Consider the following 23512-nt stretch of genomic DNA (forward strand, 5'->3'; position numbering starts at 1 on the left):
CCGAAAGCGATCTGAGCAAGCTTACGGACATGTACCAAAGCATGAAGCCGAAAGACGCCGCCGCATTATTCGAAACCATGGACCCGGTGTTCTCTGCAGGTTTTCTGGCCCGAATGCCTTCCGATGCTGCGGCCGGCATTCTTGCCGGGCTCCCGCCCGAGGTCGCCTACACGGTGAGCGTCGTGATGGCAGGTCGCAACGCTTCGGCCCCGAAGAATGATGAAACTATTGGTCGTACCCAAAACACATTTTGCCGGAGAACGCAGATGATCGGACTTGTAGGAATCATCGTCATTTTCGTCATGGTTTTCGGCGGCTATCTCGCAGCTGGCGGCAAGATGGCTATCATTATGAAATCATTGCCTTTTGAAATGATGATGATCGGCGGAGCCGCTGTTGGGGCATTTCTGATCAGCAACGACATGAGCGCGGTCAAGCATACCGCCAAAGACATGGGAAAGGTATTCAAGGGACCCAAATGGAAACCGCAGGATTACCGCGACCTGCTGTGCCTGTTGTTTTCCCTGATCCGCATGGCCAAAGCCAACCCGGTCGAGGTTGAACAGCATATCGAAGAACCCGAAAACTCTACTCTGTTTTCCGCATATCCGAAAATTCAGGCAGACCAGGAAGCGGTGGATCTGATCTGTGACACGATGCGATCAGCGGCCATGAATTATGACGATCCGCATCAGGTGGCAGAAGTGCTGGAAAAACGGATGGAGGCCAATTTCCACCATGCCATGCATTCCAGCCACGCGTTGCAGACCGTGGCGGACGGGCTGCCAGCGCTGGGAATTGTCGCGGCGGTTCTGGGTGTGATCAAGACGATGGGATCGATCGACCAGCCACCCGAAGTTCTGGGAAAGCTGATCGGCGGCGCCCTGGTCGGCACGTTTCTGGGTGTCTTTCTGGCCTATGGCCTGGTCGGACCGTTCGCGGGGAAACTGAAGGCAGTGGTCGAGGAGGACAACCATTTTTATCAACTGATCAAAGAGGTTCTGGTTGCCAACCTGCACAACCACAACGCTGCAATGTGTATTGAAGTCGGACGACAAAACACGCCAAGGCACAACCGCCCCGGCTTTGCCGAACTGGAGGATGCGCTGAAGGAACTCAAACAGGCGGCGGCATGATCCGGGGTGCTCTTGCTATTTCTCTGTTCGTGGTCGCCAATTGTGCCGCGGCACAATCCGTCACGGTTCGATCCGGCGAACATGACGGGCACACGCGGCTTGTCGCGCAGGTGCCTCATGGAACCGAGTGGGCTTTGACCCAGAAAAAGAACGGTGCGCGTCTGAAGGTGGCCATTGACGATGTCAGGTTCGAAACAGGGTCTGTCTTTGCCCGACTCTCAAGCGCCCGTTTGAGCACGCTTTCTCAGGCTCGGTCTGGTGCCGAATTGGACATGGAATTCGGGTGTGACTGTGCCGCGTCTGCCTTTCTGTATCAGGACACGATGATCGTCATCGATATTGCCCCGGCGGATATCCTGCCACCACTTGGCCCATTGTTGGTGTCCGTGCCAGACATCTCGCAGGGTTTCGAGCAAGTACAATCCGCGTCTGACCGGGCACCAGAGCCATTTGCACTGCCGCTTCTTGAACAAGGATTGCAGAGAATAGAAGAACGGCTTTCTACGCGGTTCGTGCAAGGAGCGGATCGCGACATCCTTGACCTGAACCTTGCCGGTCAAGGACCACGCCGGGTGCCTGAGGTCGACGCTTTGGGAGATTTGCCGGACCTGGAGCCGAGTTTCCGGGTTTCGTCAGTGCTGGAGGACTTGCCGGGCTTTCCGGTGCTGGACATTCCACCGGTGCCTTCGCGCCCGGCCTGCCTGACACGCGCGGAAATCGGGTTTGATAGCTGGTCAGACGGGCGTTCCTTTTCCGAACAGATAGCCGATCTGCGAGTCGGACACTTTGAAGAGTTTGATCGTGTGGATTCGGAAGCTGTCATGAAACTGGCAAGACTATACGCTTTCCACGGTTTCGGAATCGAGGCTTTACAGGTGCTGGATCTGACCACTTCGCAATCTTCCGATAGGGACCGGATCGCGGCCATTGCCCGGATCATTGACGATCAGACAGTCGCTGAACCGAACCCGTTCGAAGATCTTCAAGGGTGCGCCAGTGACGCCGCGCTCTGGTCGGTGTTAAGTGAACGGACATTGCGGGCCGACGCTGATCTGAAGGCCATTGAACAAGCTTTCCCGCGCCTGCCAAACCATCTTCAGCGCCACTTCGGCCCTTCATTGGCGAATATCCTGGTGGAAGGCCAGAAACTTGAGGCGGCGCGGCGGATCCTGCGGACAATCGACAGAGTTGAGCCCGAAAGCCGGCCTGAGGTCAGTCGCGCGAAAGCTGCGGTTGCCAGTGCTGAAGGGGATGACCTGCAAACAGAGGCTTTACTGAACGAAGTCATCTCGTCACCAGATGCCGTGCTGGAAGCCCCGCTGGCGCTGGCGCAACTGATAAAAAAACGCTGGGGGGAAAGGGGTGTGGTCTCGGCTCGGGACGTCGATCTGGCGGCAGCATATGTGCGGGAGTTCCAGAGATCGGAAATTGGGTCAATGATGATGCAAGCCCATGCAGTGGCGCTGAGCCTGAGTGACCAGTTCGATGCGGCGGTGGATCTTGCCGAAAGCCTGCCTGCGGGTGAAGGCAGGGCGGGAACGCTGGACCAGGTTATTTTGATGGTGGCGGAACGCTCGGATGACGTGACATTTCTGCGCCGAACCCTGGGCTTGGCGGATGACTTCGTGTCGGATCTGAGCACCGAAACCGCCATCGCACTTTCCGATCGGCTGGCGACGCTCGGGTTTGCGTCAAAGGCCCATTTCTTCGCCAGCCGTCCGCAAGACAGTATCAAACGGTCGGAGCGTGCAAGGCTGAGGGCTCGCGCGGCCTTGCTGGGCGGGCGTCCTCATCAAGCCATGCTCGAGCTTGCCGACGATGATAGCGTTCAAGCCGACCTACTTCGGATCGAGGCGGCCCGTACTGTCGGAGATTTCGAAAAAGCCGGTGAACTATCGAAGAAGCTTGGGACGCTGAATGAAGCCGATAGGTATTTCTGGCTGGCCAATCTGACAGATCAAACAGCAGATCAAAACGGGCAGTTCGCAAAGATTGCCGCAACGACGCGGGCATTGGCAAAACAACCAGCACGAAACCCGGCCAAACCGCTGGCAAATGCGGCATATCTTTTGAAAGATAGTGAAGATACCCGCCAAAAGATTGCCGAGTTGCTTGCCGCGCTTGATCCTTAACGAAAGCCACTGCCCACGATTGCATGAGTGGTTCGAGGGAATAGACGCATCGGCTGTTCGATCACAAACAGCACTGTAATGCCGTGGGAAAGGTAACTTTAGTCTTACCGGGCTTAATCTCTCCTTACCTATTCGGCAGCGCTTTCTCGGTCGATTGATCTTGATGTACAGAGTCTAAGGTTTCGAGAAGCAGTAAGCTTCGATCTAATTTCACTTAGCAGACTGATCAAAAGCAGGCCGATCCGGGCGCAATACAATTCGCGCGCATTGTCGCCGTTCAACCTGCCACTATCGGCGACGTGACCGAACATGGGTTGAATTCACACCGAATCGTTCCTTCATTTCCATTGGACGCAAAAAAAACGCGCCAAATTGCTCGCATGGCGAGGGGACAGGCTGGACAAATATCGGCTCAATCAGAAGCCGGTCAGCGGAAATCTTGAAAAGTTCCTAAAATGTTCTATATTTGTTCTCATGTGGAACGGAGGTTTTCGAGCTATGACCAACGCTGCCCGCCAAAGCTGGTTTGATGCGCCCAGCAACGACTATCACATGCTGCCAGTGACGGACCGGCAGATGCGATATGCCCGTGCCATTGCGGAAAAGTCTGCTCTGGAAATTCCAGTTGAGGCGCAGCGGGACCGAAAATCAATGTCGGACTGGATTTCGGCACACAAACCTAACGATCCTTCACCCTTCGCCAATTACCCGACTGGCAAGCAGGTGGCCTTTGCCGAACGTATTTCACGCAGCAAACGCCGGCCTATTCCTTCCGAGTGCTTTCGCGACAAGCAACGCATGTCGCAGTGGATTGACAGCAACAAATAGACTCTGTTGCGAGGGTATTCAGGGGTCAGTGCGGATGCCTGTTGTGTTCGCGCCCATACAGCCCAACTGCCGCGGCCACGAACAGGCCCAGCAGAATGTAGCCGGTGATCGCTTCGGCCACTGCCAGGCCGCGGCACAGACCGGCGGGTTTCAGATCTCCAAACCCAACGGTCGTGAAAGTCACATATGAGAAATACAGAACATCGGCCGGACCTTTTGCGCCGACAACACACAGGTCATAATAGCCGAACGCGCCGTAAGCCGCAGCGAACAGAAACGGCACCACCTGTATGAACGATATTCCCATCAACAACAGCTGACGCCGGGGAGACGTGACCTGAGTCATGTAGTACCAGGTCTGCGAGATCAGCCACAGCACCAGCGCGCCCGAAGCAATCGTGCCAATCGTATTCCCTGCCGTGGCCTCGTTGAGGCGGGAAAGAGCGTACCAGGCCAGAAAGCTGACCAGAACCAGCCCGAAGGCGGCGGCCAAAGTCGATTTCCATTCTTCCAGCGTTCTTGGTTCGGTCGACATGGGTGTTCCGGACAGTTGCGTATGCGCGATCATCCGCATTCCGGCGGAAATCGACAACCCTTAACACATGGGGGTCAGTTCACGCCCAGATGCGCGTCACCACGGGCGCGGGCCAGTGCAATCTGTTTCTGCCGTTCGCGAAAGCGCATCTTGTCCGCCTCCGAGGTCTCATTGATGCAATGATGGCATGAAACGCCATGCTCGTATTCTGGCCGCTTCGTGTCTTCCGGCAGAATCGGGCGCCGGCAGCCATGACACAGATTATGCGGCCCTTCGACCAACCCGTGCCCGACCGAGACACGGTTGTCGAACACAAAACATTCCCCCTGCCAGGTGCTGTCTTCGGCCGGAACCTCTTCGAGATACCGCAGAATCCCACCTTTCAGGTGATAGACATCGTCGACCCCCTGTCCCAGCAGGTAGTTGGTGGATTTTTCGCATCGGATACCACCAGTGCAGAACATGGCGACACGTTTGTTGTGGAAACGGTCCTTGTTCGCCTCCCACCAATCCGGAAAATCGCGAAAACTGGCTGTTTTAGGGTCTATTGCGCCCTCAAAAGTGCCGATCGCCACCTCATAATCGTTTCGCGTATCGATCAGCACAACGTCATCCGAGCGGATCAGGTCGTTCCAGTCTTCAGGTTCGACATAGTGACCGACGCGGGCCTGCGGATCGACATCCGGCTGCCCCATTGTCACGATCTCTTTCTTCAGGCGCACTTTCATCCGGCCAAAGGGCGGATGATCCGACGAAGCCTCTTTCCATTCCAGATCGGCGCAACCCGGAAGGGCGCGGATATGGGCCAGAACAGCATCGATCCCGGATCGCGGGCCTGCAATTGTGCCATTGATCCCTTCTTGCGCCAGCAGCAGGATTCCTTTGACGGACTGCGCCTGACACAGTTCCAGCAATGGCTCACGCAGTGCGGCGTGATCGGCGAATCGGGTAAAGTGATAGAGAGCGGCGATTGTGTACATGCGCGCGATCTAATACCACCCGCGCAGAGTCGCAAGAGAACGGATTGACGCCCCCCATCTGCCCGCCTACCGATAGATCGACGGAAGGAGGTCCGCATGACTCATGCCCTGATCGTGATCGATATTCAGAACGATTTCTGCCCCGGCGGCGCGCTGGCTGTTCCCGGCGGCGACGAAGTGGTTGTCCCAATAAATGACATGATGGATGATTTCGACGCGGTCATTCTGACCCAGGATTGGCACCCGGAGGGGCATTCATCATTTGCAAGTTCGCATCCCGGCCGGAACCCATTTGAATCGATCGAGATGCCCTATGGTCCGCAGGTTTTGTGGCCGGATCATTGCATTCAGGGCAGCCAGGGCGGCGCGTTTCATGCGGGGCTCAGAACCGACGCGGATTTGATCATTCGCAAAGGATTTCGCCCTGCCGTCGACAGCTATTCGGCCTTTTTTGAGAACGACCAGAAAACACCCACCGGCCTGGAGGGGTATCTGAACACACGTGGCATCACCAAACTGACGCTTGTCGGGTTGGCCACTGATTTTTGTGTTCAGTTTTCAGCACTTGACGCGGCGCGTCTGGGATTTGACGTGACTGTCAGGATGGCGGCCTGTCGCGCCATTGATCTGGACGGATCCTTGAAGGCGGCAGAAAACGCCATGCACAAGGCCGGCGTCACCCTGATCTAAGGCGTCGCGCCGGCTGCTGCCAGAAATCTGAGCAGGATAATCAACAGCACAGCCAGACCCAGCGCGATTCCAACGCGCCAGGGCAGCGTCCGCCGTTTGGGCGGCACCGGTTGCGGTGCGCTTTCCGGTTCAGGCTGAATGTAGGGCAGCAACTGTATTGGTGGTTTTCGGCGGCGTTTCCCTTGTGGGCGGGCGGTTTTGATGCCGTTCAGAAACGCCCACAAATCAAATTCACCACAATACTCACCCGCCAGGCCCGTGGCCTTGATATTGGCAAAAAGGCGCTGGATGACGAGGTTTCGCAAATCCTCGTCTTCTGCCCGGTAGATACCATTGGGCAAACTGCTGCTCCGGGTTTCAAAATCGAACCCGGCGTCCACAAACATTTTGCGGATATTCGGTGACGTGTCGCGCAGGGCTTCTGCCGTCTGAAAGTCGCGGAACAAGGCTCGGGCCCGCGTCTTCCCATTTTGCAAAGCTACTGTGTCCGCCTGAGCTGGCTCCACTTCGTCCTGTGCAATCGTTACAATATCAAAGTCGTACTCGAGACCCATTCACTAAACTCAACTCACATGTCCATCCCCTCTTTTCACTAACCCGTGAAAAGCACACACAATTTGCCCGCAATGTGACTGGACCTTGTCATTGTCACCAATTGGGCGACTCTTGCCATTCATCGTTCCGATTGATCTAACAATGGAAATCGCAGGAGTTCCACATGGTCGATATTGCGACACGCGTGTACAATCACAAATGGAAGATCGACCCGATTGTCAGGTCTTTGATCGACACGGACTTCTACAAACTTCTGATGTGCCAGTCAGTGTTTCGAAATAAGCCCCAAACGGACGTCGTTTTTTCGCTGATCAACCGGTCGAATCACATTCCGCTGGCGAAACTCATCGATGAAGGCGAACTGCGCGAGCAACTGGATCATATCCGCTCGCTCAGCCTCAGCCGTGGCGAAAGCACGTGGCTGCGCGGCAATACTTTCTACGGAAAGCGGCAGATGTTCCGGTCGGATTTCATGGAATGGTTCGAAAACCTGCGCCTGCCGCCCTATCACCTGGAACGCAAAGGCGATCAGTACGAGCTGACCTTTGAGGGCAAATGGCACGAGGTCATGCTGTGGGAAATCCCGGCGCTGGCGGTGTTGATGGAACTGCGGTCGCGCGCGGTTCTGAATGACATGCGCCGGTTCGAACTGCAGGTACTATATGCCCGTGCGATGACACGGGTCTGGGAAAAGATCGAGCAACTGCGCGGTATTGGCGGCTTGGGGATTGCCGACTTCGGAACCCGCCGGCGTCATTCCTTCCTGTGGCAGGACTGGTGCGTTCAAGCAATGATCGAAGGGCTGGGCAGTTCGTTCACCGGAACGTCGAACTGCCTGATCGCGATGCGACGCGAGGTCGAGGCCATCGGCACCAATGCCCATGAACTGCCCATGGTTTATTCCGCACTGGCCGATAGCGACGCGGACCTGGCCCAGGCGCCTTATGACGTCCTGAGCGACTGGCACGAGGAACATGACGGCAACCTGCGGATCATTCTGCCCGATACCTATGGCACCAAGGGGTTTCTGGACAGCGCGCCCGACTGGCTGGCCGGATGGACCGGCATTCGTATTGACAGCGGCGATCCGGCCGCCGGAGCCGAGATTGCCATCGACTGGTGGAAATCCCGCGGCGAAGATCCGCGCCAGAAACGTATCATTTTTTCAGACGGGCTGGATGTTGCAAAAATTCAGGAATTGCACGGCCAGTTTGCGGAACGGGTCAACGTGTCCTTCGGTTGGGGGACCCTGTTGACCAATGATTTCCGGGGGCTCGTGCCAAATGATGCGCTGGCGCCGTTTTCGCTGGTGTGCAAGGCAGTTTCTGCCAATGGCCGACCGACAGTGAAGCTATCGGACAATCCCGAAAAGGCTATGGGTCCGGCGGATCAGATCGAACGCTACAAGCGTGTATTCGGTGTTGGCGCGCAAAAGGCGATCGAAGTGATCGTCTAGATCATCGCCCGTGGAAAGCCGCCACCGTTTTCAGTTGCGAGAACCCGTACAGCGCCTCGAACCCTTTTTCGCGTCCGTGACCGGATTTTCCCACCCCGCCAAAGGGCAATTCGACCCCGCCACCTGCACCGTAATTGTTGATGAATACCTGTCCCGAACGCAGTTGTTTCGCCAGCCGCATCTGCCGCGCCCCGTCGCGGGTCCAGATGCTGGCAACCAGGCCGTAATCGGTGCTGTTGGCTATATTTAGAGCCTGTTCCTCAGTGTCGAAAGGGATCAGAACCTGTACCGGGCCAAATATCTCGTCCCGGGCCAGGACGTGATCCGGCGGCACGTCCGAGAACAGGGTCGGGCGAACATAAGCGCCACTTTCCGGCGCACCCTCAGCGATCCGCCCTTGTGCCGCGATTTTCAGATCCGCACCCTTTTCCAGAAACCCGGTCACGATCTGCTTTTGCCGGTCTGAAATCAGTGGGCCAACCCGCAAATCCTGCATCGCCGGTCCGACGGACAACTGTTCATAAGCTTGGGCCATGCGCGATCGGACCTGATCGTAGATACCGCGCTGCACCAATATGCGAGACGAGGCGGAACAGGTCTGGCCGGCATTTTGAATCCCTGCGTTCACCAGAAAGGGCAGCGCAGCATCCAGATCGGCATCGTCAAACACCAGTTGAGGAGACTTTCCGCCCAGTTCCAGCGTCACCGGCACCACGTTGCGCCCCGCCGCCTGCTGCACCAATGCGCCCGTGGCAACGGATCCGGTAAATGAGATGTGGTCGACATCCGGATGTGCCGACAGCGCCGCTCCGGCCTCGGCCCCAAGCCCGGGCACGACGTTCAGCGCGCCGGGCGGCAAGCCGGCTTCAAGCGCCAGATGCGCAAAAGCCAGCGCGGTCAGGCATGCCTCTTCTGCGGGTTTCAGAACACAGGCATTGCCCATCGCCAACGCAGCGCCAACAGACCGGCCGATGATCTGCATCGGGTAGTTCCAGGGCACGATGTGGCCGGTAACCCCGTGCGGCTCGCGCAGCGTGTAGACAGTATAGCCGTCCAGATATGGAATCGTCTGGCCCATGACCTTGTCTGCTGCGCCACCGTAGAACTCGCAATAGCGCGCCAACGCAACTGCATCTGCGCGAGCCTGGGTAAGAGGTTTGCCGACATCCATCGCCTCGAGAGTGGCAAGGTCTTCGACCTTTTCCAGAACCAGTTGCCCCAAGCGGGTCAGAATACGTCCTCGGTCCAGCGCCGTCATTCGGCCCCACGCTCCATTCGAAGCGGACCGGGCCGCGCCAACAGCAGCATCGATATCCTGCTTCGTGCCGCGCGCAATCTGGCAGATTTCTGATCCGTCCGAGGGATTGGTCAGGGGCAAGGTACCGCCGCTGATCGGTAATATCCACTCGCCTGCTATCAGACACCGAGTTGGGTCAAACCAGATCTGATCAGTCATTCAAAGTCTCCAATTAAGGCTCTAACAAGGTAGTTTACGCGGCACCTCGATTGTAATCCGGCAGCTTTGGCGCAGCGGAAATCAGCTTTTGTGTATAAGGATGCTGAGGATTGCTGAAGACGGCTTCAGTCTCACCCTGTTCAACAATTCGTCCGGATTGCATCACCATGACCCGATCCGTGATCGTGCGAACGACGCTCAGATCGTGGCTTATGAACAGATAGGTCAGATCATAGGTCGCACAAAGCTCGGCCAGCAGGTCAAGGATTTGCGCCCGAACCGATACATCCAGCGCCGAGACCGCTTCGTCAAACAGGATCAGTTCCGGCCGAATGATCAGCGCACGGGCGATGGCGATCCGCTGACGCTGCCCACCCGAGAATTCATGTATGTACTTTCCGGCGTCACCGGGGCTGAGGCCAACGGCCGTCAGCATATCGGAAATCCTGTCCTGCCGCTCTGATCCCGTCGGCGGGGTGTCCAGCAGGTGAAACGGCTCGGTGATCAGCCGCCCGACACGATGGCGTGGGTTGAAGCTGCCAAATGGGTCCTGAAACACCACCTGCATGTTACGGCGCACCGCAAGATTGGGCTTGTGGGCCGCAAAAACAGGCTGCCCGTTCAACAGAATCTGCCCACCCTGAACATCTTCAAGTCCTAGAATTGCCCGTGTTAGTGTCGATTTTCCACAACCGGACTCTCCGACCAGACCAAGGCGCTCACCCCGGCTGAGGGTAAAGCTGACGTCATCCACCGCCCGGTGGCGAGCAGGTGTTTCGAATAACCGCCTGCGGGGCAAACGGTAGTCACGAACGACATTTGTCACCTCCAGCAGCGGGCCCGGTCGAACGGGATCGGGAAGTGTAACCTGATGGTCCGAGGCTTCGAACAACATACGGGTATAGGGGTGCTGCATGTTCCGCAGCAGATCATTCGTTGCACCCCTTTCCACCACTTCGCCATGGCGCATGACAATAATCTGGTCCGCCATGTCGGCGACAACCGCCAGGTCATGGGTGATCATCAGCAATCCCATGCCGTATTCGCGAACCAGCCCCTTCAAAAGGTCCAGAATCTGTGCCTGCGTGGTGACATCCAGTGCGGTGGTCGGTTCATCAGCGATCAGAAGCCGAGGGCGCAAGGCGATGGCCATTGCGATCACCACGCGCTGACGCTGACCGCCAGATAGTTCGTGCGGATAGCGCGACAGCGGAAACCGGTCGGGCGGCAGGCCGACGCGCGTCAGAACTTCGCGCGTTTGCTCGCGGGCTTTGGCGGGTGACATCGCTTTGTGGATCAGAATCGTTTCCGTCACCTGATCACCGATCGTCATGACCGGGTTGAGCGCAGTCATCGGTTCCTGGAACACCATGCCGATGGCCGCGCCACGCAGGGCGCACATTTGGCTCTCGGACCGCTGCATCAGGTCCTGTCCGTCCAGCTGAATGGTGCCGTTGGCCACCGCTCCGTTCGGCAACAACTGCATCACGGCCAGCGCGGTCATGGATTTGCCGGATCCACTTTCACCGGTTACGGCCACGATCTGTCCGGGATCAATTGTCAGGCCGACTTGTCTGAGGATCGGCGCGCCATGAATCGACAATGACAGGTTTTCGATTTGCAGCAGGCTCATGTGCGGGCCACCCGAATACGTGGATCCAGAAAGTCGCGCAGACCATCGCCCAACAGGTTCAGCCCCAAAACCGTGACGATGATCGCTACCCCCGGAATCAGAGCCAAATGCGGGGCAAAACTGACCATCGTCTGCGCATCCGCCAGCATCCGCCCCCAGCTTGGCGTGGGCGGTTGCGCACCCAGTCCGACATAGGACAGGCCCGCCTCGGCCAGGATGCCAAGGCTGAACTGGATCGTGCCCTGCACGATCAGCAGATTGGCGACGTTGGGCAGGATATGTTCGATCGATATTCGCGCCGCGCCCTTGCCCGAGACACGGGCGGCGAGAATAAACTCCCGCTCCCACAGCGACAAGGCTGCGCCGCGGGTAATTCGGGCGAAGACCGGGATGTTGAAGATCCCGATGGCGATGATCGCGTTGATCGCACCGGCGCCGAAAACAGCGGTGATCAGGATGGCTATGACCAGCGAAGGGAAGGCAAAGACCAGATCGTTGCCGCGCATGATCACCTCGTCCAGCCAGGATCCTTTGCGGGCGGCCGCCGCCAGTCCCAAGGGCACGCCCAGCGCCATGCCGATGCCAACAGCCACCAGCGCCACCGCAATCGACGTGCGCGCACCGACCATGATCATCGAAAACATGTCGCGCCCGAAATGGTCGGTTCCGAACCAGTGCATTGAGTCCGGAGTCTGCAACTTGCCGGGGATGTTCAGCGTGGCGTGGTCGTAGGGCGTCCAGACAAATGACAAAAGGGCCGCCAGCAGAACCAGCGAGGACAGCGCAGTGCCGAGGATCAGGTTTCGGCTCATGTCCGGCTCCTTAACCTTGGATCAACGGCGGCGTAGGCCAGGTCGACCAGGAAATTGACGGTGATGACGGCGAAGACCAGCAGCATGACCACGGATTCCACTACGATCAGGTCGCGCGCCGAGATGGCCTGAAACACCAGTCGCCCGAGGCCGGGCAGATAGAACACCTGCTCGATGATGATCGAGCCGGCCAGAAGGAAGGAAAACTGCAGCCCGATGATGGTCAATACCGGGATCAGCGCGTTTCTAACCCCATGCCGCCACAACGCCCGGCGGCGGGTCAACCCCTTAGCCCGGGCAGTGCGCATGAAATCCTCACCCAGAATGTCCAGAAGGGCCGACCGCATCACACGCGCCAGAATCGCCGCCTGCGGCAAGGCCAGCGCAATTGCAGGCAGGGTCAAGGAATGCAGACCGGTCCAAAGGCCATCCTTCCATCCTGCAAACCCTCCCGCATTGAACCAGCGCAGGTTGATGGCGAAGATCAGCACCAGCATCATCGCAAACCAGAAATTCGGCACCGCGATGCCCAGCTGCGTGGCACCCATAACGGCCAGATCACCCGGCTTGCCACGGCGGGATGCAGCGTAGATTCCGGCGGGAAAGGCGATCAGGGTAGACAGCGTCAACGCATAGAGCGCGAGGGGGAGCGACACCCAAAGACGATCCGCGATCATCTGGGAAACAGGTGTGCGATACGTATAGGACGTGCCAAAATCCCCCACCAGCATGCCGCCGACCCAGTTCAGATACCGTTGCAGCTTGGTCCCATCCAGCCCAAGTTCAGCCCGCAGCGCCGCCAAAGTATCGGGCTGTGCATTCACGCCCAGCATGAAAGAGGCCGGATCACCCGGCGCGACCTCGATCACCGCGAAGATGACAACCGAGGCGACGGCGAGGCTGATCAGCAAAGAAATCAGACGTTTGAGGGCATAGCGCAGCATCAGAACCACGTTAGGGGCGCATACCGCACGGGTCCAGCACCTAAGGTGTCATCAGAAAGGCAAAAACCGCATAGCCGACAATGGCTGCGTAACCCAGCGGGTAGATCCACTTGATCGCGTAGTTGTCCAGGTTTCGTGCCGCGTCCTCGCGACCGGACACTTTCAGTTTGCGCAGCGCAACATTGAACACGATCAGCGCCCCGGTCATCAGGAACATGCATTGCAATATGAAGTCCAGAAAAGTCAGGTAGCCCAGCTTGGGCAGATCCGCGGAAATGGCCCAGTTGAAGGCCACGAATACCAGCAGGTTACCCCCGGCGATCTCGATCCGGCGGCGGTATTCATCCAGAAAAAACAGCGCCCAGCCGACAGAGATCAGCACCAGCATCGGCAGGAATACCCGGATCACATAATAGGTCAGGTGCCGGTGACCCTCGAAGGCCAGGGCGATCTGATCACTGTCCCGGCCGGACAGTCCGATCACGGTCGAGTGTTCGACCCGGGCGTTGTCCAAGATCCACTCTTCCTCACCCAGCAGATCGCCGAGGCCGGAATGGGCCTCGAGCGGGTAATAGGACACGTATTCAGTCGGAAAAACCGAGACGACTTCGAAATAGAACTGCTGCGTGTCGAAGGGGTATTTCCGGAAATCGAAATGCGGGGCCTGCAAAGTCAGCGAGGATTTCTCTACATAGACAACATGCCCGTCATGGCGCAGCGAGGCGGCGGCTTCATGGACCCACTTGTTGGATTGCTGGTTATGCACCACAAACGCAGGCAATACCGCCCCCAATTCGCGGGCGTGATTGGCTAGCACCGGAGGGTTAAAGACCTGAATTTCGCGTCCGACGTCATCCCGGTCAAAGGCCAGCGTCGGATCGGTCCATTCGGCCCTCAATATTACGACGGCCCCGTAATTTTCAGCCTTCTGATCCACGCTTGTGATCTGATCGATCCGGATGCCGATCCCGACCTGCAGCGGGTTTTCCGGTGTCCCCTTCAGCGCGTGAAGCCCGCCGCCCAGCGTGTTCTGCGCCAATGCCGGCCCGCCCCCGATCGCAGAGAGGCATGTCATCACAGCCAGGAGACATATGACGCGGACCAGTTTCACATTCAGGCTCGCTTTGAGTTGGGGATCACCGGGGCCGCCAGGCGCGGCCCCAGCGTGATATTATTCTGACCAGCTGATCCCTGTCAGATCAATTGCGGCGGTGGGCGCATTCTGCCACAGCCCTTGCACTCCGGCCCTGGCCACGCCCAGCTTTGCCAGCTGGAACAGATATCCATTGACGTAGTCATTCGAAATCAGCCGTTGCGCCTCGCCCAGAAGCCGTGCGCGTTCGTCAGGATCGGTCGTGGAATTCAGGGTATCCATCAGGGCCTGAAAATCCGTGCTGTCATACTGGAAATAATAGTCGGGGCGCGCGTAGATACCGATATCCATCGGTTCCGTGTGGCTTACGATGGTCAGGCCGAACTCTTTGCCTTTGAACACCGTCTCAAGCCATTGCGCCCATTCCACGTTGATGATTTCGGCCGTTATTCCGACCTCGGCCAGCTGCGCGGCAATGATTTCACCGCCACGGCGGGCATAAGATGGCGGCGGCAGATGCAGCGTGGTTTCGAACCCGTTTTCCAGACCCGCCTCGGCCAGAAGCGCCTTTGCCTTTTCAGGGTCGTAGGCAGAATTGCCGGTCAGATCGACATAAGCCGGGTTGTGCGGCGCGAAATGTGTGCCGATTGGCGTGCCGTATCCGAACATGGCGCCGTCAATGATGGCCTGACGATCAATAGCATGAGCCAGCGCCTGGCGAACGCGAATGTCATCGAACGGGGTCAGCTTGTTGTTCGTCGACAGAATCGTCTCGCCTTCGGTCGAGCCGACCAGAACCTGAAACCGCGGATCGGCCTCAAACTGAGGCAGATTCTCGGGAGCCGGGTAAATGTCGAAAACGTCCACATCCTCGGCCATCATGGCGGCAAAGGCAGCGGTCGGGTCCGAGATAAACTTGAAGGTGGCCGTTTCCAGTGCGGGCTGGTCACCCCAGTAATCAGGATTGCGGTTCAGCGTAATGCTGTCGCCCTGAACCCAATTGCCAAAGGTATAAGCGCCGGTGCCGACCGGATTTGTCTTGATGTTTTCGATGCTTTCGGGCGCAACGATCACCGCGTCGCCCCAGGCCATGTTGAACAGAAAATTGCCATTGGGTTCGGACAAGGTGACTTTGACGATCAGCGGGTCAACAACCTCGACATCCTGAATTCCGGCGAACAACGCCTTTTGCGCATTGGCGCTGTCTTCGGCGCGGGCGCGATCCAGGCTGAATTTAACGTCCTCGGCATCCATGGTCGTGCCGTCATGGAACGTCACCCCGTCGCGCAGCGTGAAGGTGTATTCGGTGCCATCATCCGAAATCTCCCAGCTTTCCGCCAAACCCGGGACAACGGATCCGTCACCCCTGAAACGGGTCAGGCCCTCGAAGATATTGGTGTAAACGACCGAATCTATCGCTTGTGCTGCCGCGCTTGTCGGGTCCAGATGCGGCGGCTCAAGCCCCATCGCTATTGTGATATCTGATTTGGCCAGGGCTTGGCTGGCAAACAGGCCGACACTGACGGCCAGTGCTGACACAAAGGGTCGAAACATCTGTATTGTCACGAAATTAACTCCCCACTGAAAACAGACCGGCTCATGCTGTCACCGGCTTTATTGATAACAATGTCACTCTAAACCTTGGGTCATTCAAGGAAATGTTCGCGCAACCGGGGTTTCTTCGCCAGCGCGCGATCTGCTATGCTGCACTGCAACATTGACCCTGCAGGAACGAGCATGAGCGCCACAGCCCGCAAAAAAGCCCCAAATGCCGAGGATATTCGCGCCCGAAAAGGCGGTGATCCATTGGTCAGCCTGACCGCCTATACCACTCCGATGGCGCGGCTGATGGATACCCATTGCGATTTTGTTCTGGTGGGCGACAGCGTCGGCATGGTGCTGCACGGGCTGGAATCGACCCTTGGGGTAACGATGGAGATGATGATCCTGCATGGCCAGGCCGTCGCGCGCGGGTTGGAGACGGCCTTGATGGTCATCGACATGCCCTTTGCCAGCTACGAACACGACCCGGCACAGGCGTTCAAGAACGCGGCCCGCCTGATGGCAGAGACCGGCGCGGGCGCAGTCAAGATGGAAGGCGGCGTTGAGATGGCCAAGACGATCCGCTTTCTGGTCAGGCGTGGCATCCCGGTGATGGCCCATATCGGCCTGACGCCGCAATCGATCAACACGCTGGGCGGCTACAAGGTGCAGGGCCGCGATGATCAGGCCCACGCTGTGCTGGCCGACGCCCATGCCGTCGCCGAAGCCGGTGCATTTTCCGTCGTGTTAGAGAAAGTTCCGCAAGGGTTGGCCGACCGCATTACGGCTGAGATTGCGATCCCGACGATCGGTATCGGTGCGTCCGCTGGGTGCGATGGGCAGATCCTCGTGGTAGACGACATGGTTGGCTTTTTCACCGCCTTCAAACCGAAATTCGTCAAACGGTATGCCGAGCTTGGCCCTCTGGCCGAAGCTGCCATTGCCGAATACGCCGCCGAAGTCCGGGCGCGGACTTTTCCGGCGGACGAACATGTCTTTGCCGACCGGACGCCGTCCAAGGGACCCGGGAAATGACCGCTCCAATCCTTCGCCGTCTGGCGGACTTACGCGCGCTGACCAGCGATTGGCGCCGCAAGGGCGAGGTGATCGGGGTTGTTCCCACCATGGGTGCGTTGCACCTGGGGCATCTGTCGCTGGTTGAGGCCGCGAAGGCGGGCACCGAAAGGGTGATCGTCACGATCTTTGTGAACCCCAAACAGTTCAACAACCCCGAGGATCTGGCCAATTATCCGCGCACCGAAATCGAGGACGCGCAGAAGCTGGCCCCATTGGGTGTCGACGCGATCTACGTGCCTGAGCCTGAGGAAATTTACCCGCAGGGCTTCGCCACCAATGTATCTGTCATGGGTCTGACCAATGTGCTTGAGGGCGAATTCCGCCCCGGTCACTTCGACGGAGTCGCCACGGTGGTCGCAAAACTGTTCCTGCAAACACAGTCAGATCGAGCCTATTTCGGGGAAAAAGACTATCAGCAACTGTTGGTCGTTCGCCGGATGGCGCGGGATCTGGATATCCCCATCGAGGTGATCGGATGCCCCACGGTGCGCGAACCCTCGGGTCTTGCCATGTCCTCGCGCAATCTGCGTTTGTCACCCGAAGGGTTGAAGACTGCCGCGAAGATGAGCAGGGTCATGCAGGAACTGGCGGACGCGCTGGATGGCGGGGTAGCTTTCGATCCGCTGGCTTCGAAGGCGCACACTGCCCTGCTGGCTGCTGGCTTTGCGCAGGTGGAATATTTGAAACTGCACTGCGCCGAGACACTGGAACCCTTGAGCCATGCCGAGCGGCCTGCCCGTCTGCTGGCGGCGGCCTGGCTTGAAGGTGTTCGGCTGATCGACAACATTCCTGTCTGAACGCTCTGGCACGATTGTCATTGTTTGCGCTAAAGTTCTGCAAAACCAAACGGGAGAGGGCGCAGGCGTGACCTATATTCTTGCCATTGATCAGGGCACCACATCATCGCGGGCCATATTGTTCGACACGGATATGCAGCGCGTCGGCACCGCGCAGCACGAATTTACTCAGCACTTCCCGCAGGAGGGCTGGGTCGAGCATGATGCCGAGGAAATTTGGGAAAGCGTCCTGCGGGTCTGCCGCGAGGTGATGGACAACACCGGCGTAACCGCAGATCAGATCGCGGGCATCGGTATCACCAATCAGCGCGAAACCACCGTCGTCTGGGACCGCGCCACCGGCAAACCGATCCACAACGCCATCGTCTGGCAGGACCGCCGGACCGCCGAGATTTGTGCCCGCTACAAGCAGGCCGGTTGTGAAGATGACGTCACCGCCCAGACCGGTCTGCTGCTTGATCCCTATTTTTCGGGCACCAAGGTAAAATGGCTGCTGGACACCGTACCCGGCGCGCGGGAACGGGCCGAAGCCGGAGAGTTGATGTTCGGCACCATCGACTGTTTCCTGATCTGGCGCCTGACGGAAGGACGCAGCCACGCCACTGACGCAACCAACGCCGCACGCACTCTGCTGTTCGACATTCACAAGGGTGAGTGGAGCGCCGAGATCTGCGATCTGCTGGATGTACCGATGAACATGCTGCCGAAGGTACATGACTGCGCGTCGGACTTCGGAAATACGTCTCTATTTAGGGGCAATATTCCAATCCTTGGCGTGGCCGGGGACCAGCAGGCCGCCACCATCGGACAAGCCTGTTTCCAGCCCGGGATGATGAAGTCAACCTATGGCACTGGTTGCTTTGCGCTGCTGAACACCGGACCAACGCCGGTCAAATCCAACAATCGCCTGTTGACCACCATCGCTTACCAGCTGGACGGTCAGCGGACTTACGCGCTGGAAGGGTCGATCTTTGTCGCCGGGGCAGCGGTTCAATGGCTGCGCGACGCGCTCAAGATTATCGACTCGGCGCCGGAAAGCGGAGAACTGGCGCAACAGGCCGATCCCAACCAGCATGTTGTGCTGGTTCCGGCCTTCACCGGCCTTGGGGCGCCCTATTGGAAGCCGGATTGCCGCGGCGCGGTGTTTGGCCTGACCCGCAATTCTGGCCGCGCCGAGTTTGCCAAGGCTACGCTGGAAAGCATCGCCTACCAGACGCGCGACCTGTGGCATGCCATGCAGGGTGATTGGGGCGCGGATACTGATGTCACCCTGCGCGTCGATGGCGGGGCGAGTGCATCGGATTGGGCGATGCAGGGCCTGTCGGATTATCTCGGCGCCGAGGTTGACCGCCCTGTGATGCAGGAAACCACCGCCCTGGGCGCTGCCTGGCTGGCCGGGATGCGCGCCGGCATCTATCCGGAGCAGCATGGATTCTCGGAAACCTGGGCGCTGGATCGCCGGTTTGAACCGGAAATGTCCGCCGAAGACCGCGATGCGGCCTATGACCGTTGGAAACGTGCCGTTTCTGCCGCAATGGCGTTCTGAAACCGGTGAAGGATCAGCTGTGATCCTTCATCAACCGCTGCTTCTGCCGTGACCAATCGCGCTTGGCCTGGGTTTCGCGCTTGTCGTGCAGCTTCTTGCCCTTGGCGATGCCGATCTTCAGCTTCGCGCGGCCCTTGTGGTTGAAATACAGAACCAACGGCACCAGTGTCATGCCCTTGCGCTGGGTCGCGTTCCAGAGATTCGACAATTCCTTGCGCGAAACCAGCAGCTTACGGCGGCGGCGTTCTTCGTGTTTGAAGACCTTGGCCTGTTCGTAGGGCGCGATGTAACTGTTGATCAGCCACAATTCTCCGTCATCGACCGAAGCATAGCTTTCGGCGATGTTCGATCCGCCAGCGCGCAGGGACTTGACCTCGGAACCCTCCAGCACGATGCCGCACTCGAGATCGTCCTCGATCGCGTAATCGAAGCGGGCACGCCGGTTTTCGGCGATGACTTTGTAGTTCGGGTCTGTCTTCTGTTTGGCCATGACGCGTTGATTTAGGCGGCTTGGGCGGACCTTGCAAGCCGTAGACGTCAGGATGGCGCCGAGATGATCAGATCGGGGCCAAAAATCGTGTCAGAGTGGTTGTGCAGATAAATCTTCAGCCAAGGCGTAAACCGGGATGGGTGGCGCTGCACCTCGGCCAGAAGATCGTGATAGTCGATCCAGCGGATCTCCATGACTTCTTCCGGATTAGGCTCGATTTTCAGAGAACCACGAGTCCTGGCCAGAAACACGTCGACCACTTCATGTTCGATCATGTTATTGCCGACATCGGCGTGGTATTCCAGCCGATGACGGTATTCCGGGTATAGCCCTGTAATCCCAAGTTCCTCGCGCAGACGGCGCACAGCGCATTTGGATGCGGTTTCACCCCAGTCAGGATGTGTGCAACAGGTGTTCGCCCACAGGCCCGGCGTATGGTACTTTTCCAACGCCCTGCGCTGCAGCAAAATCTCTGTCCCGCGCACGACAAAGACCGACACCGCCTTGTGTCGCAGGCCCTTTTCATGCGCCTCAAGCTTGTCGACGGGGGTCAGTTCGCCATCGACCCATGCCGGGATCATGATACCCATTTGTTGTCTCCTGCTGCCAATCCGCCTGTGTGACGGGACATTGCGGATTACCTTTGGCCGGATCGGCTTGGCGTCGCGGCATCACATGTTCAGAGCGTGACTGGCCGCGCATTCCCAACGTGGCGCTGATCGTACCCGTTATCAACCGCACGAAAGGCCGCAGGGGCTGCGGCCTTTTGTACTCACACAGGTCGTCTGATGGCTGGAGATTATTCGCCCGAAACGCTGACGATATAAGCGTAGACGTCTTCGCCGCCGCTTTTCAGTTTGAAGGTCATCTTGGACTTGGCAGCTGTGTCATCCAGATAGGATTTCAGAAAGGTCTTGGGATCTTGCGAATACTCGACAAAGGTCGCTTCATCCCAAACCAACCCGTTTTCACCGGCAGCAACGATGCTGTCGCCGTATTTGAACCCTTCGACGGTTCCTGCGGTCCGACCCGCGATTCCATACAGGTTCGGTCCGGTTTTGCCGCCCTTGACGATCACTTCGCCAGCAGGATCGGCGATCTGGTGGCAGGATTTGCATTTGTTAAAGGTCTTTTTGCCGGCCTCGGCGTCGCCTTCTGCATATGCGGGTAGGGCCATCAGGCCGACGATTGCGGTTGCGAGGATGCGATTCATAGCTTTTGCTCCGATACGAATTGGCTGCACCGAATGGATCGTCGGCGCAAAAAAGAGTCAACGCGCAGATTGCCGCGCGCGGCAACTGTGCCACTGCGGCATAGTGGCCGTCCTTAACTTATGTCATGTGACCCGGACCAACAGGGCAAAAGATCGCCAGCCGCTGGTGTTGCCAGATAAATCGCCCGCGCAATGGCGCGCGCCAGACATAGCGAGGCGGTGTGGCCGATCATTCCCAGCTCTGCTTCGTTTTCCAAAGGGTGTGACCCGGTACTGACACCAAAGACCAGATCACCGTCACCCGGCGTATGGGCGGGCAGGATGGCGCGGGCAATACCATCATGTGCGGCCACGGCCAGCCTTTGGCATTGCGGTTTGGTCAAAGCGGCGTCCGTCGCCACAACAGCGATGGTTGTGTTGGTCTTGTCCAGCTCGGCCGGGCGCATGGCCTGCGCCTTGAGGCTAACCTGAGGCGCTCCTAGGCCTGCGGTGGAATCAGGCCCTAAACCGCCGAATTCGTCGCCAATTTCATAAGGCGCGGCCCAGAAATGACGGTCGCCGGGCGTGGTGACACTGCCCAGCGGGTTGGCTGCGACCAGAGCCCCGACGGTGACGCCCGTGTCCAGAACAAGCGATGCAGACCCAAGCCCGCCCTTGTGCATAGCGGCTAGGGCTCCGGTTCCTGCACCGGCCGTGCCCAGCGCAAAGTCCTTTGAGGCCGCGTCAAAAGCGGCGCGCCCCAAGGCACGGTACGGGTTCTCGGTCCAGCTTTTGTCACCGCCGTTGAGCAGATCGAACAGGATTGCCCCGGGCACAATCGGGACCACGGTATGGCCGACCGGATACCCCCGGCCTTGCGACCGAAGCGCATCCGACACGCCGGAACTGGCATCCAGTCCAAAAGCCGATCCGCCGGACAGGGCGATGGCATCTATCTTTGTCACCGTTTTGTCGGGGGCCAGAAGATCGGTTTCGCGCGTACCCGGCGCACCGCCCATCACGTGCACGGACGCGGTGAAAGGCTGATTGGCCGTCAGAACGGTTGTGCCGGATTTCAACCGGTCATCCTGAGCATTTCCGACCAAAAGCCCGGGGATATCGGTGATCAGGTTCTTAGGTCCGGGTTTCATCGAGAGGGTTTCCCTTATCTCAGCAAAGCGCTGCCCCCGGTGGAGGTGCTTTTCAAAAAAGAGGGCGCAGGTCAGATACAGCGGCCACCGTCAACCTCCAGCGCGGTTCCGGTAATCATGCTGGCCTCGTCCGAGCACAGGAAACAGGCGGCGTTTGCCATGTCCTGAGGCGTGGAAAACCGGCCCAGTGGAATGGTCGACAGGAACTTGGCGCGAATCTCGGGTGTGTCTTCGCCCATGAAGGATTTCAGCAAGGGGGTTTCTCCGGCCACCGGGCAGATCGCATTCACGCGAACGCCAAAGGGCGCCAGTTCGACGGCCATCGTCTTGGTTGCGGTGATCATCCAACCCTTTGAGGCGTTGTACCAGTTGAGGTTCGGGCGCGGCGACAGACCCGCTGTGGAAGCAACGTTCAGGATCGCGCCCGAGCCCCGCGCCTTCATTGCCGGTACAAATGCCCGCGCAGTGTGAAAGACCGATTTCATGTTAACGCTGAAGACGCGGTCGAAATCCTCCTCGCTCACTTCCTCCAGCGGTGTCGGCAGATGAGTCACGCCTGCGTTGTTCACCAGAATATCAACCTGCCCGAACTGGGCGATGGCGGCGTCTGCCATTGTTTGAACGGAAATCGCGTCGGCGACATCAACGTGCTGGGCCACAGCTGCCCCGCCGAGGGTCGCGGCCATTTGTTTTGCCGCATCCTTGTTGATATCGGCGATCATCACGCGCGCGCCCTCGTCAAGGAACTTTTGGGCAATCCCGGCCCCAAACCCCGAGGCGCCACCAGTCACGATCGCGGTTTTATCCTTAAGCCTCATCGCGTTACCCCTCTGCCGATGTTCCGGGTCAGACTATCAACGCCCCTGCAAGATACCAGATTAATCTTCGGACACCTTGCCCCGCAGCGCTTTGACGTCGCCACGCGCCTTTTTTGCCGCAAGCCGACGCTTGACCGAACCGTAGGTGGGCTTGGTTGCAATACGCCGCTTGGGCTTGACCAATGCGCGGGTGATCAGCTCGGCCATTCTGGCGCGCGCGATGTCACGGTTGCGCGCCTGCGAGCGAGTCTCTTCGCACTGGATGATGATCGCGCCCTCTTTGGTCCAGCGTCGCCCGGCGAGCCGTTTCAGCCGGGCTTTGACCGGATCCGGCAGGGACGGGGAGCGCGCCGCCTCAAACCGCAGCTCGACAGCGGTGGAAACCTTGTTGACGTTTTGCCCGCCTGGACCGGACGAGCGCACAAAGCTCTCGGTCATTTCCCAGTCCTGCAGGATGATATCGTCCGTAACGCGCAACATGCGCGCGACCTTACAGGTGGCGCGTAGAAACAAAAAGGGCCGCCCCGGCGGGACGGCCCTTCGAAAGTTCAGGAGGTCGGGTCGGTTAGATCAATCGACCAGCCGGAGCGAGCGCTCCGCCAAGGGCTGCCTTAACAGGCGATCCCCCCGGTTGTTCCGACACCTCTCT

Annotated in this window: 23 protein-coding genes; 8 read left to right on the forward strand and 15 right to left on the reverse strand. The window is 58.5% G+C overall.

All coding sequences use genetic code 11. The features are described 5' to 3' along the window. The first annotated feature begins 266 nt into the window (after positions 1-266). The 3 genes from motA (at position 267) to ACR0JW_RS18560 (ending at position 4096) form a co-directional block, all read left to right on the forward strand. Entirely contained in the window at positions 267-1136 is an 870-nt protein-coding gene (gene motA, locus ACR0JW_RS18550) for a flagellar motor stator protein MotA (protein WP_480714302.1), read from the forward strand. After that, positions 1133-3268 carry a hypothetical protein gene (locus ACR0JW_RS18555; protein WP_480714287.1) on the forward strand — a complete coding sequence of 712 codons (2136 nt, stop codon included), beginning with the start codon at positions 1133-1135 and terminating at the stop codon, positions 3266-3268. The genes motA and ACR0JW_RS18555 overlap by 4 nt, the downstream gene beginning before the upstream one ends. Before the next feature lie 498 nt (positions 3269-3766). Beyond that, positions 3767-4096: a hypothetical protein gene (locus ACR0JW_RS18560; RefSeq protein ID WP_170612952.1), complete on the forward strand. Its 330-nt coding sequence runs from the start codon at positions 3767-3769 to the stop codon at positions 4094-4096. A gap of 25 nt (positions 4097-4121) precedes the next feature. Here ACR0JW_RS18560 and ACR0JW_RS18565 read toward each other — a convergent pair whose 3' ends face one another. After that, positions 4122-4664, reverse strand: a complete 543-nt coding sequence (locus ACR0JW_RS18565; protein ID WP_480714288.1) for an ion channel — start codon at positions 4662-4664, stop codon at positions 4122-4124. Between the two features lie 41 nt (positions 4665-4705). Beyond that, positions 4706-5611, reverse strand: a complete 906-nt coding sequence (trhO, locus tag ACR0JW_RS18570; RefSeq protein WP_170679952.1) for an oxygen-dependent tRNA uridine(34) hydroxylase TrhO — start codon at positions 5609-5611, stop codon at positions 4706-4708. Positions 5612-5707: 96 nt separating this feature from the next. Here trhO and pncA point away from each other — a divergent pair, with 96 nt between their 5' ends. Then, the gene (gene pncA, locus ACR0JW_RS18575) at positions 5708-6301 is read left to right on the forward strand and encodes a bifunctional nicotinamidase/pyrazinamidase (protein WP_170679954.1); all 594 of its coding nucleotides are present in this window, start codon (positions 5708-5710) and stop codon (positions 6299-6301) included. Here the strand turns inward: pncA and ACR0JW_RS18580 are convergent. Then, on the reverse strand, positions 6298-6747 hold the full coding sequence (locus ACR0JW_RS18580) for a hypothetical protein (RefSeq protein ID WP_480714289.1): 450 nt from the start codon (positions 6745-6747) through the stop codon (positions 6298-6300). The genes pncA and ACR0JW_RS18580 overlap by 4 nt on opposite strands. Before the next feature lie 272 nt (positions 6748-7019). Here ACR0JW_RS18580 and pncB point away from each other — a divergent pair, with 272 nt between their 5' ends. Beyond that, positions 7020-8312, forward strand: coding sequence for a nicotinate phosphoribosyltransferase (gene pncB / locus ACR0JW_RS18585; RefSeq protein WP_170679958.1), 1293 nt, complete (start codon positions 7020-7022; stop codon positions 8310-8312). Between the two features lies 1 nt (position 8313). Here the strand turns inward: pncB and ACR0JW_RS18590 are convergent, their stop codons facing one another. The 6 genes from ACR0JW_RS18590 to ACR0JW_RS18615 form a co-directional block, all read right to left on the reverse strand. After that, positions 8314-9768, reverse strand: a complete 1455-nt coding sequence (locus ACR0JW_RS18590) for an aldehyde dehydrogenase family protein (protein WP_170679960.1) — start codon at positions 9766-9768, stop codon at positions 8314-8316. A gap of 34 nt (positions 9769-9802) precedes the next feature. Continuing rightward, complete coding sequence (locus ACR0JW_RS18595) at positions 9803-11401, reverse strand: ABC transporter ATP-binding protein (protein WP_480714290.1); 1599 nt, start codon at positions 11399-11401, stop codon at positions 9803-9805. Further along, positions 11398-12213 carry an ABC transporter permease gene (locus ACR0JW_RS18600; protein WP_170824956.1) on the reverse strand — a complete coding sequence of 272 codons (816 nt, stop codon included), beginning with the start codon at positions 12211-12213 and terminating at the stop codon, positions 11398-11400. The genes ACR0JW_RS18595 and ACR0JW_RS18600 overlap by 4 nt, the downstream gene beginning before the upstream one ends. Next, positions 12210-13157 (reverse strand): ABC transporter permease, encoded by a 948-nt coding sequence (locus ACR0JW_RS18605; RefSeq protein ID WP_170612937.1) that lies wholly within the window; start codon positions 13155-13157, stop codon positions 12210-12212. The genes ACR0JW_RS18600 and ACR0JW_RS18605 overlap by 4 nt, the downstream gene beginning before the upstream one ends. Positions 13158-13197: 40 nt before the next feature. Beyond that, positions 13198-14232 (reverse strand): ligand-gated ion channel, encoded by a 1035-nt coding sequence (locus tag ACR0JW_RS18610; protein WP_170679966.1) that lies wholly within the window; start codon positions 14230-14232, stop codon positions 13198-13200. 96 nt (positions 14233-14328) lie between these two features. Further along, positions 14329-15804, reverse strand: coding sequence for an ABC transporter substrate-binding protein (locus tag ACR0JW_RS18615; protein WP_170680297.1), 1476 nt, complete (start codon positions 15802-15804; stop codon positions 14329-14331). A gap of 183 nt (positions 15805-15987) precedes the next feature. Here ACR0JW_RS18615 and panB point away from each other — a divergent pair, with 183 nt between their 5' ends. The 3 genes from panB (at position 15988) to glpK (ending at position 19212) form a co-directional block, all read left to right on the forward strand. After that, on the forward strand, positions 15988-16827 hold the full coding sequence (panB, locus tag ACR0JW_RS18620) for a 3-methyl-2-oxobutanoate hydroxymethyltransferase (protein ID WP_170679968.1): 840 nt from the start codon (positions 15988-15990) through the stop codon (positions 16825-16827). Further along, positions 16824-17666 carry a pantoate--beta-alanine ligase gene (panC, locus tag ACR0JW_RS18625; protein WP_170679970.1) on the forward strand — a complete coding sequence of 281 codons (843 nt, stop codon included), beginning with the start codon at positions 16824-16826 and terminating at the stop codon, positions 17664-17666. Before panB ends, panC begins: the two co-directional genes overlap by 4 nt. A gap of 67 nt (positions 17667-17733) precedes the next feature. Then, positions 17734-19212 (forward strand): glycerol kinase GlpK, encoded by a 1479-nt coding sequence (gene glpK, locus ACR0JW_RS18630; RefSeq protein ID WP_170679973.1) that lies wholly within the window; start codon positions 17734-17736, stop codon positions 19210-19212. Positions 19213-19225: 13 nt separating this feature from the next. On the opposite strand, the gene smpB is transcribed toward glpK, so the two are convergent. The 6 genes from smpB to arfB form a co-directional block, all read right to left on the reverse strand. Further along, positions 19226-19702: an SsrA-binding protein SmpB gene (gene smpB, locus ACR0JW_RS18635; protein ID WP_170679982.1), complete on the reverse strand. Its 477-nt coding sequence runs from the start codon at positions 19700-19702 to the stop codon at positions 19226-19228. Positions 19703-19749: 47 nt separating this feature from the next. Then, a complete protein-coding gene (idi, locus tag ACR0JW_RS18640; RefSeq protein WP_170679984.1) occupies positions 19750-20292 on the reverse strand; it encodes an isopentenyl-diphosphate Delta-isomerase in 543 nt (180 codons plus the stop codon). Positions 20293-20501: 209 nt separating this feature from the next. Further along, positions 20502-20915 carry a c-type cytochrome gene (locus tag ACR0JW_RS18645; RefSeq protein WP_170612926.1) on the reverse strand — a complete coding sequence of 138 codons (414 nt, stop codon included), beginning with the start codon at positions 20913-20915 and terminating at the stop codon, positions 20502-20504. Between the two features lie 113 nt (positions 20916-21028). After that, positions 21029-22045, reverse strand: a complete 1017-nt coding sequence (locus ACR0JW_RS18650; RefSeq protein ID WP_170679986.1) for a P1 family peptidase — start codon at positions 22043-22045, stop codon at positions 21029-21031. A 71-nt stretch (positions 22046-22116) separates the two neighbouring features. Beyond that, a complete protein-coding gene (locus ACR0JW_RS18655; RefSeq protein WP_170612922.1) occupies positions 22117-22863 on the reverse strand; it encodes an SDR family oxidoreductase in 747 nt (248 codons plus the stop codon). A 60-nt stretch (positions 22864-22923) separates the two neighbouring features. Next, on the reverse strand, positions 22924-23343 hold the full coding sequence (gene arfB / locus ACR0JW_RS18660) for an alternative ribosome rescue aminoacyl-tRNA hydrolase ArfB (RefSeq protein ID WP_170679988.1): 420 nt from the start codon (positions 23341-23343) through the stop codon (positions 22924-22926). Positions 23344-23512 lie beyond the last annotated feature (169 nt).

The sequence above is a fragment of the Ruegeria sp. BG6 genome, from assembly GCF_056538465.1.

Excerpts from the sequence above, each read along its gene's own strand:
- motA (WP_480714302.1), top strand. The coding sequence starts at position 267 with ATGATCGGACTTGTAGGAATCATCGTCATTTTCGTCATGGTTTTCGGC.
- ACR0JW_RS18555 (WP_480714287.1), top strand. The coding sequence starts at position 1,133 with ATGATCCGGGGTGCTCTTGCTATTTCTCTGTTCGTGGTCGCCAATTGT.
- ACR0JW_RS18560 (WP_170612952.1), top strand. The coding sequence starts at position 3,767 with ATGACCAACGCTGCCCGCCAAAGCTGGTTTGATGCGCCCAGCAACGAC.
- ACR0JW_RS18565 (WP_480714288.1), bottom strand. The coding sequence starts at position 4,664 with ATGATCGCGCATACGCAACTGTCCGGAACACCCATGTCGACCGAACCA.
- trhO (WP_170679952.1), bottom strand. The coding sequence starts at position 5,611 with ATGTACACAATCGCCGCTCTCTATCACTTTACCCGATTCGCCGATCAC.
- pncA (WP_170679954.1), top strand. The coding sequence starts at position 5,708 with ATGACTCATGCCCTGATCGTGATCGATATTCAGAACGATTTCTGCCCC.
- pncB (WP_170679958.1), top strand. The coding sequence starts at position 7,020 with ATGGTCGATATTGCGACACGCGTGTACAATCACAAATGGAAGATCGAC.
- ACR0JW_RS18590 (WP_170679960.1), bottom strand. The coding sequence starts at position 9,768 with ATGACTGATCAGATCTGGTTTGACCCAACTCGGTGTCTGATAGCAGGC.
- ACR0JW_RS18595 (WP_480714290.1), bottom strand. The coding sequence starts at position 11,401 with ATGAGCCTGCTGCAAATCGAAAACCTGTCATTGTCGATTCATGGCGCG.
- ACR0JW_RS18600 (WP_170824956.1), bottom strand. The coding sequence starts at position 12,213 with ATGAGCCGAAACCTGATCCTCGGCACTGCGCTGTCCTCGCTGGTTCTG.
- ACR0JW_RS18605 (WP_170612937.1), bottom strand. The coding sequence starts at position 13,157 with ATGCTGCGCTATGCCCTCAAACGTCTGATTTCTTTGCTGATCAGCCTC.
- ACR0JW_RS18610 (WP_170679966.1), bottom strand. The coding sequence starts at position 14,232 with ATGACATGCCTCTCTGCGATCGGGGGCGGGCCGGCATTGGCGCAGAAC.
- ACR0JW_RS18615 (WP_170680297.1), bottom strand. The coding sequence starts at position 15,804 with ATGTTTCGACCCTTTGTGTCAGCACTGGCCGTCAGTGTCGGCCTGTTT.
- panB (WP_170679968.1), top strand. The coding sequence starts at position 15,988 with ATGAGCGCCACAGCCCGCAAAAAAGCCCCAAATGCCGAGGATATTCGC.
- panC (WP_170679970.1), top strand. The coding sequence starts at position 16,824 with ATGACCGCTCCAATCCTTCGCCGTCTGGCGGACTTACGCGCGCTGACC.
- smpB (WP_170679982.1), bottom strand. The coding sequence starts at position 19,702 with ATGGCCAAACAGAAGACAGACCCGAACTACAAAGTCATCGCCGAAAAC.
- idi (WP_170679984.1), bottom strand. The coding sequence starts at position 20,292 with ATGGGTATCATGATCCCGGCATGGGTCGATGGCGAACTGACCCCCGTC.
- ACR0JW_RS18645 (WP_170612926.1), bottom strand. The coding sequence starts at position 20,915 with ATGAATCGCATCCTCGCAACCGCAATCGTCGGCCTGATGGCCCTACCC.
- ACR0JW_RS18650 (WP_170679986.1), bottom strand. The coding sequence starts at position 22,045 with ATGAAACCCGGACCTAAGAACCTGATCACCGATATCCCCGGGCTTTTG.
- ACR0JW_RS18655 (WP_170612922.1), bottom strand. The coding sequence starts at position 22,863 with ATGAGGCTTAAGGATAAAACCGCGATCGTGACTGGTGGCGCCTCGGGG.
- arfB (WP_170679988.1), bottom strand. The coding sequence starts at position 23,343 with ATGTTGCGCGTTACGGACGATATCATCCTGCAGGACTGGGAAATGACC.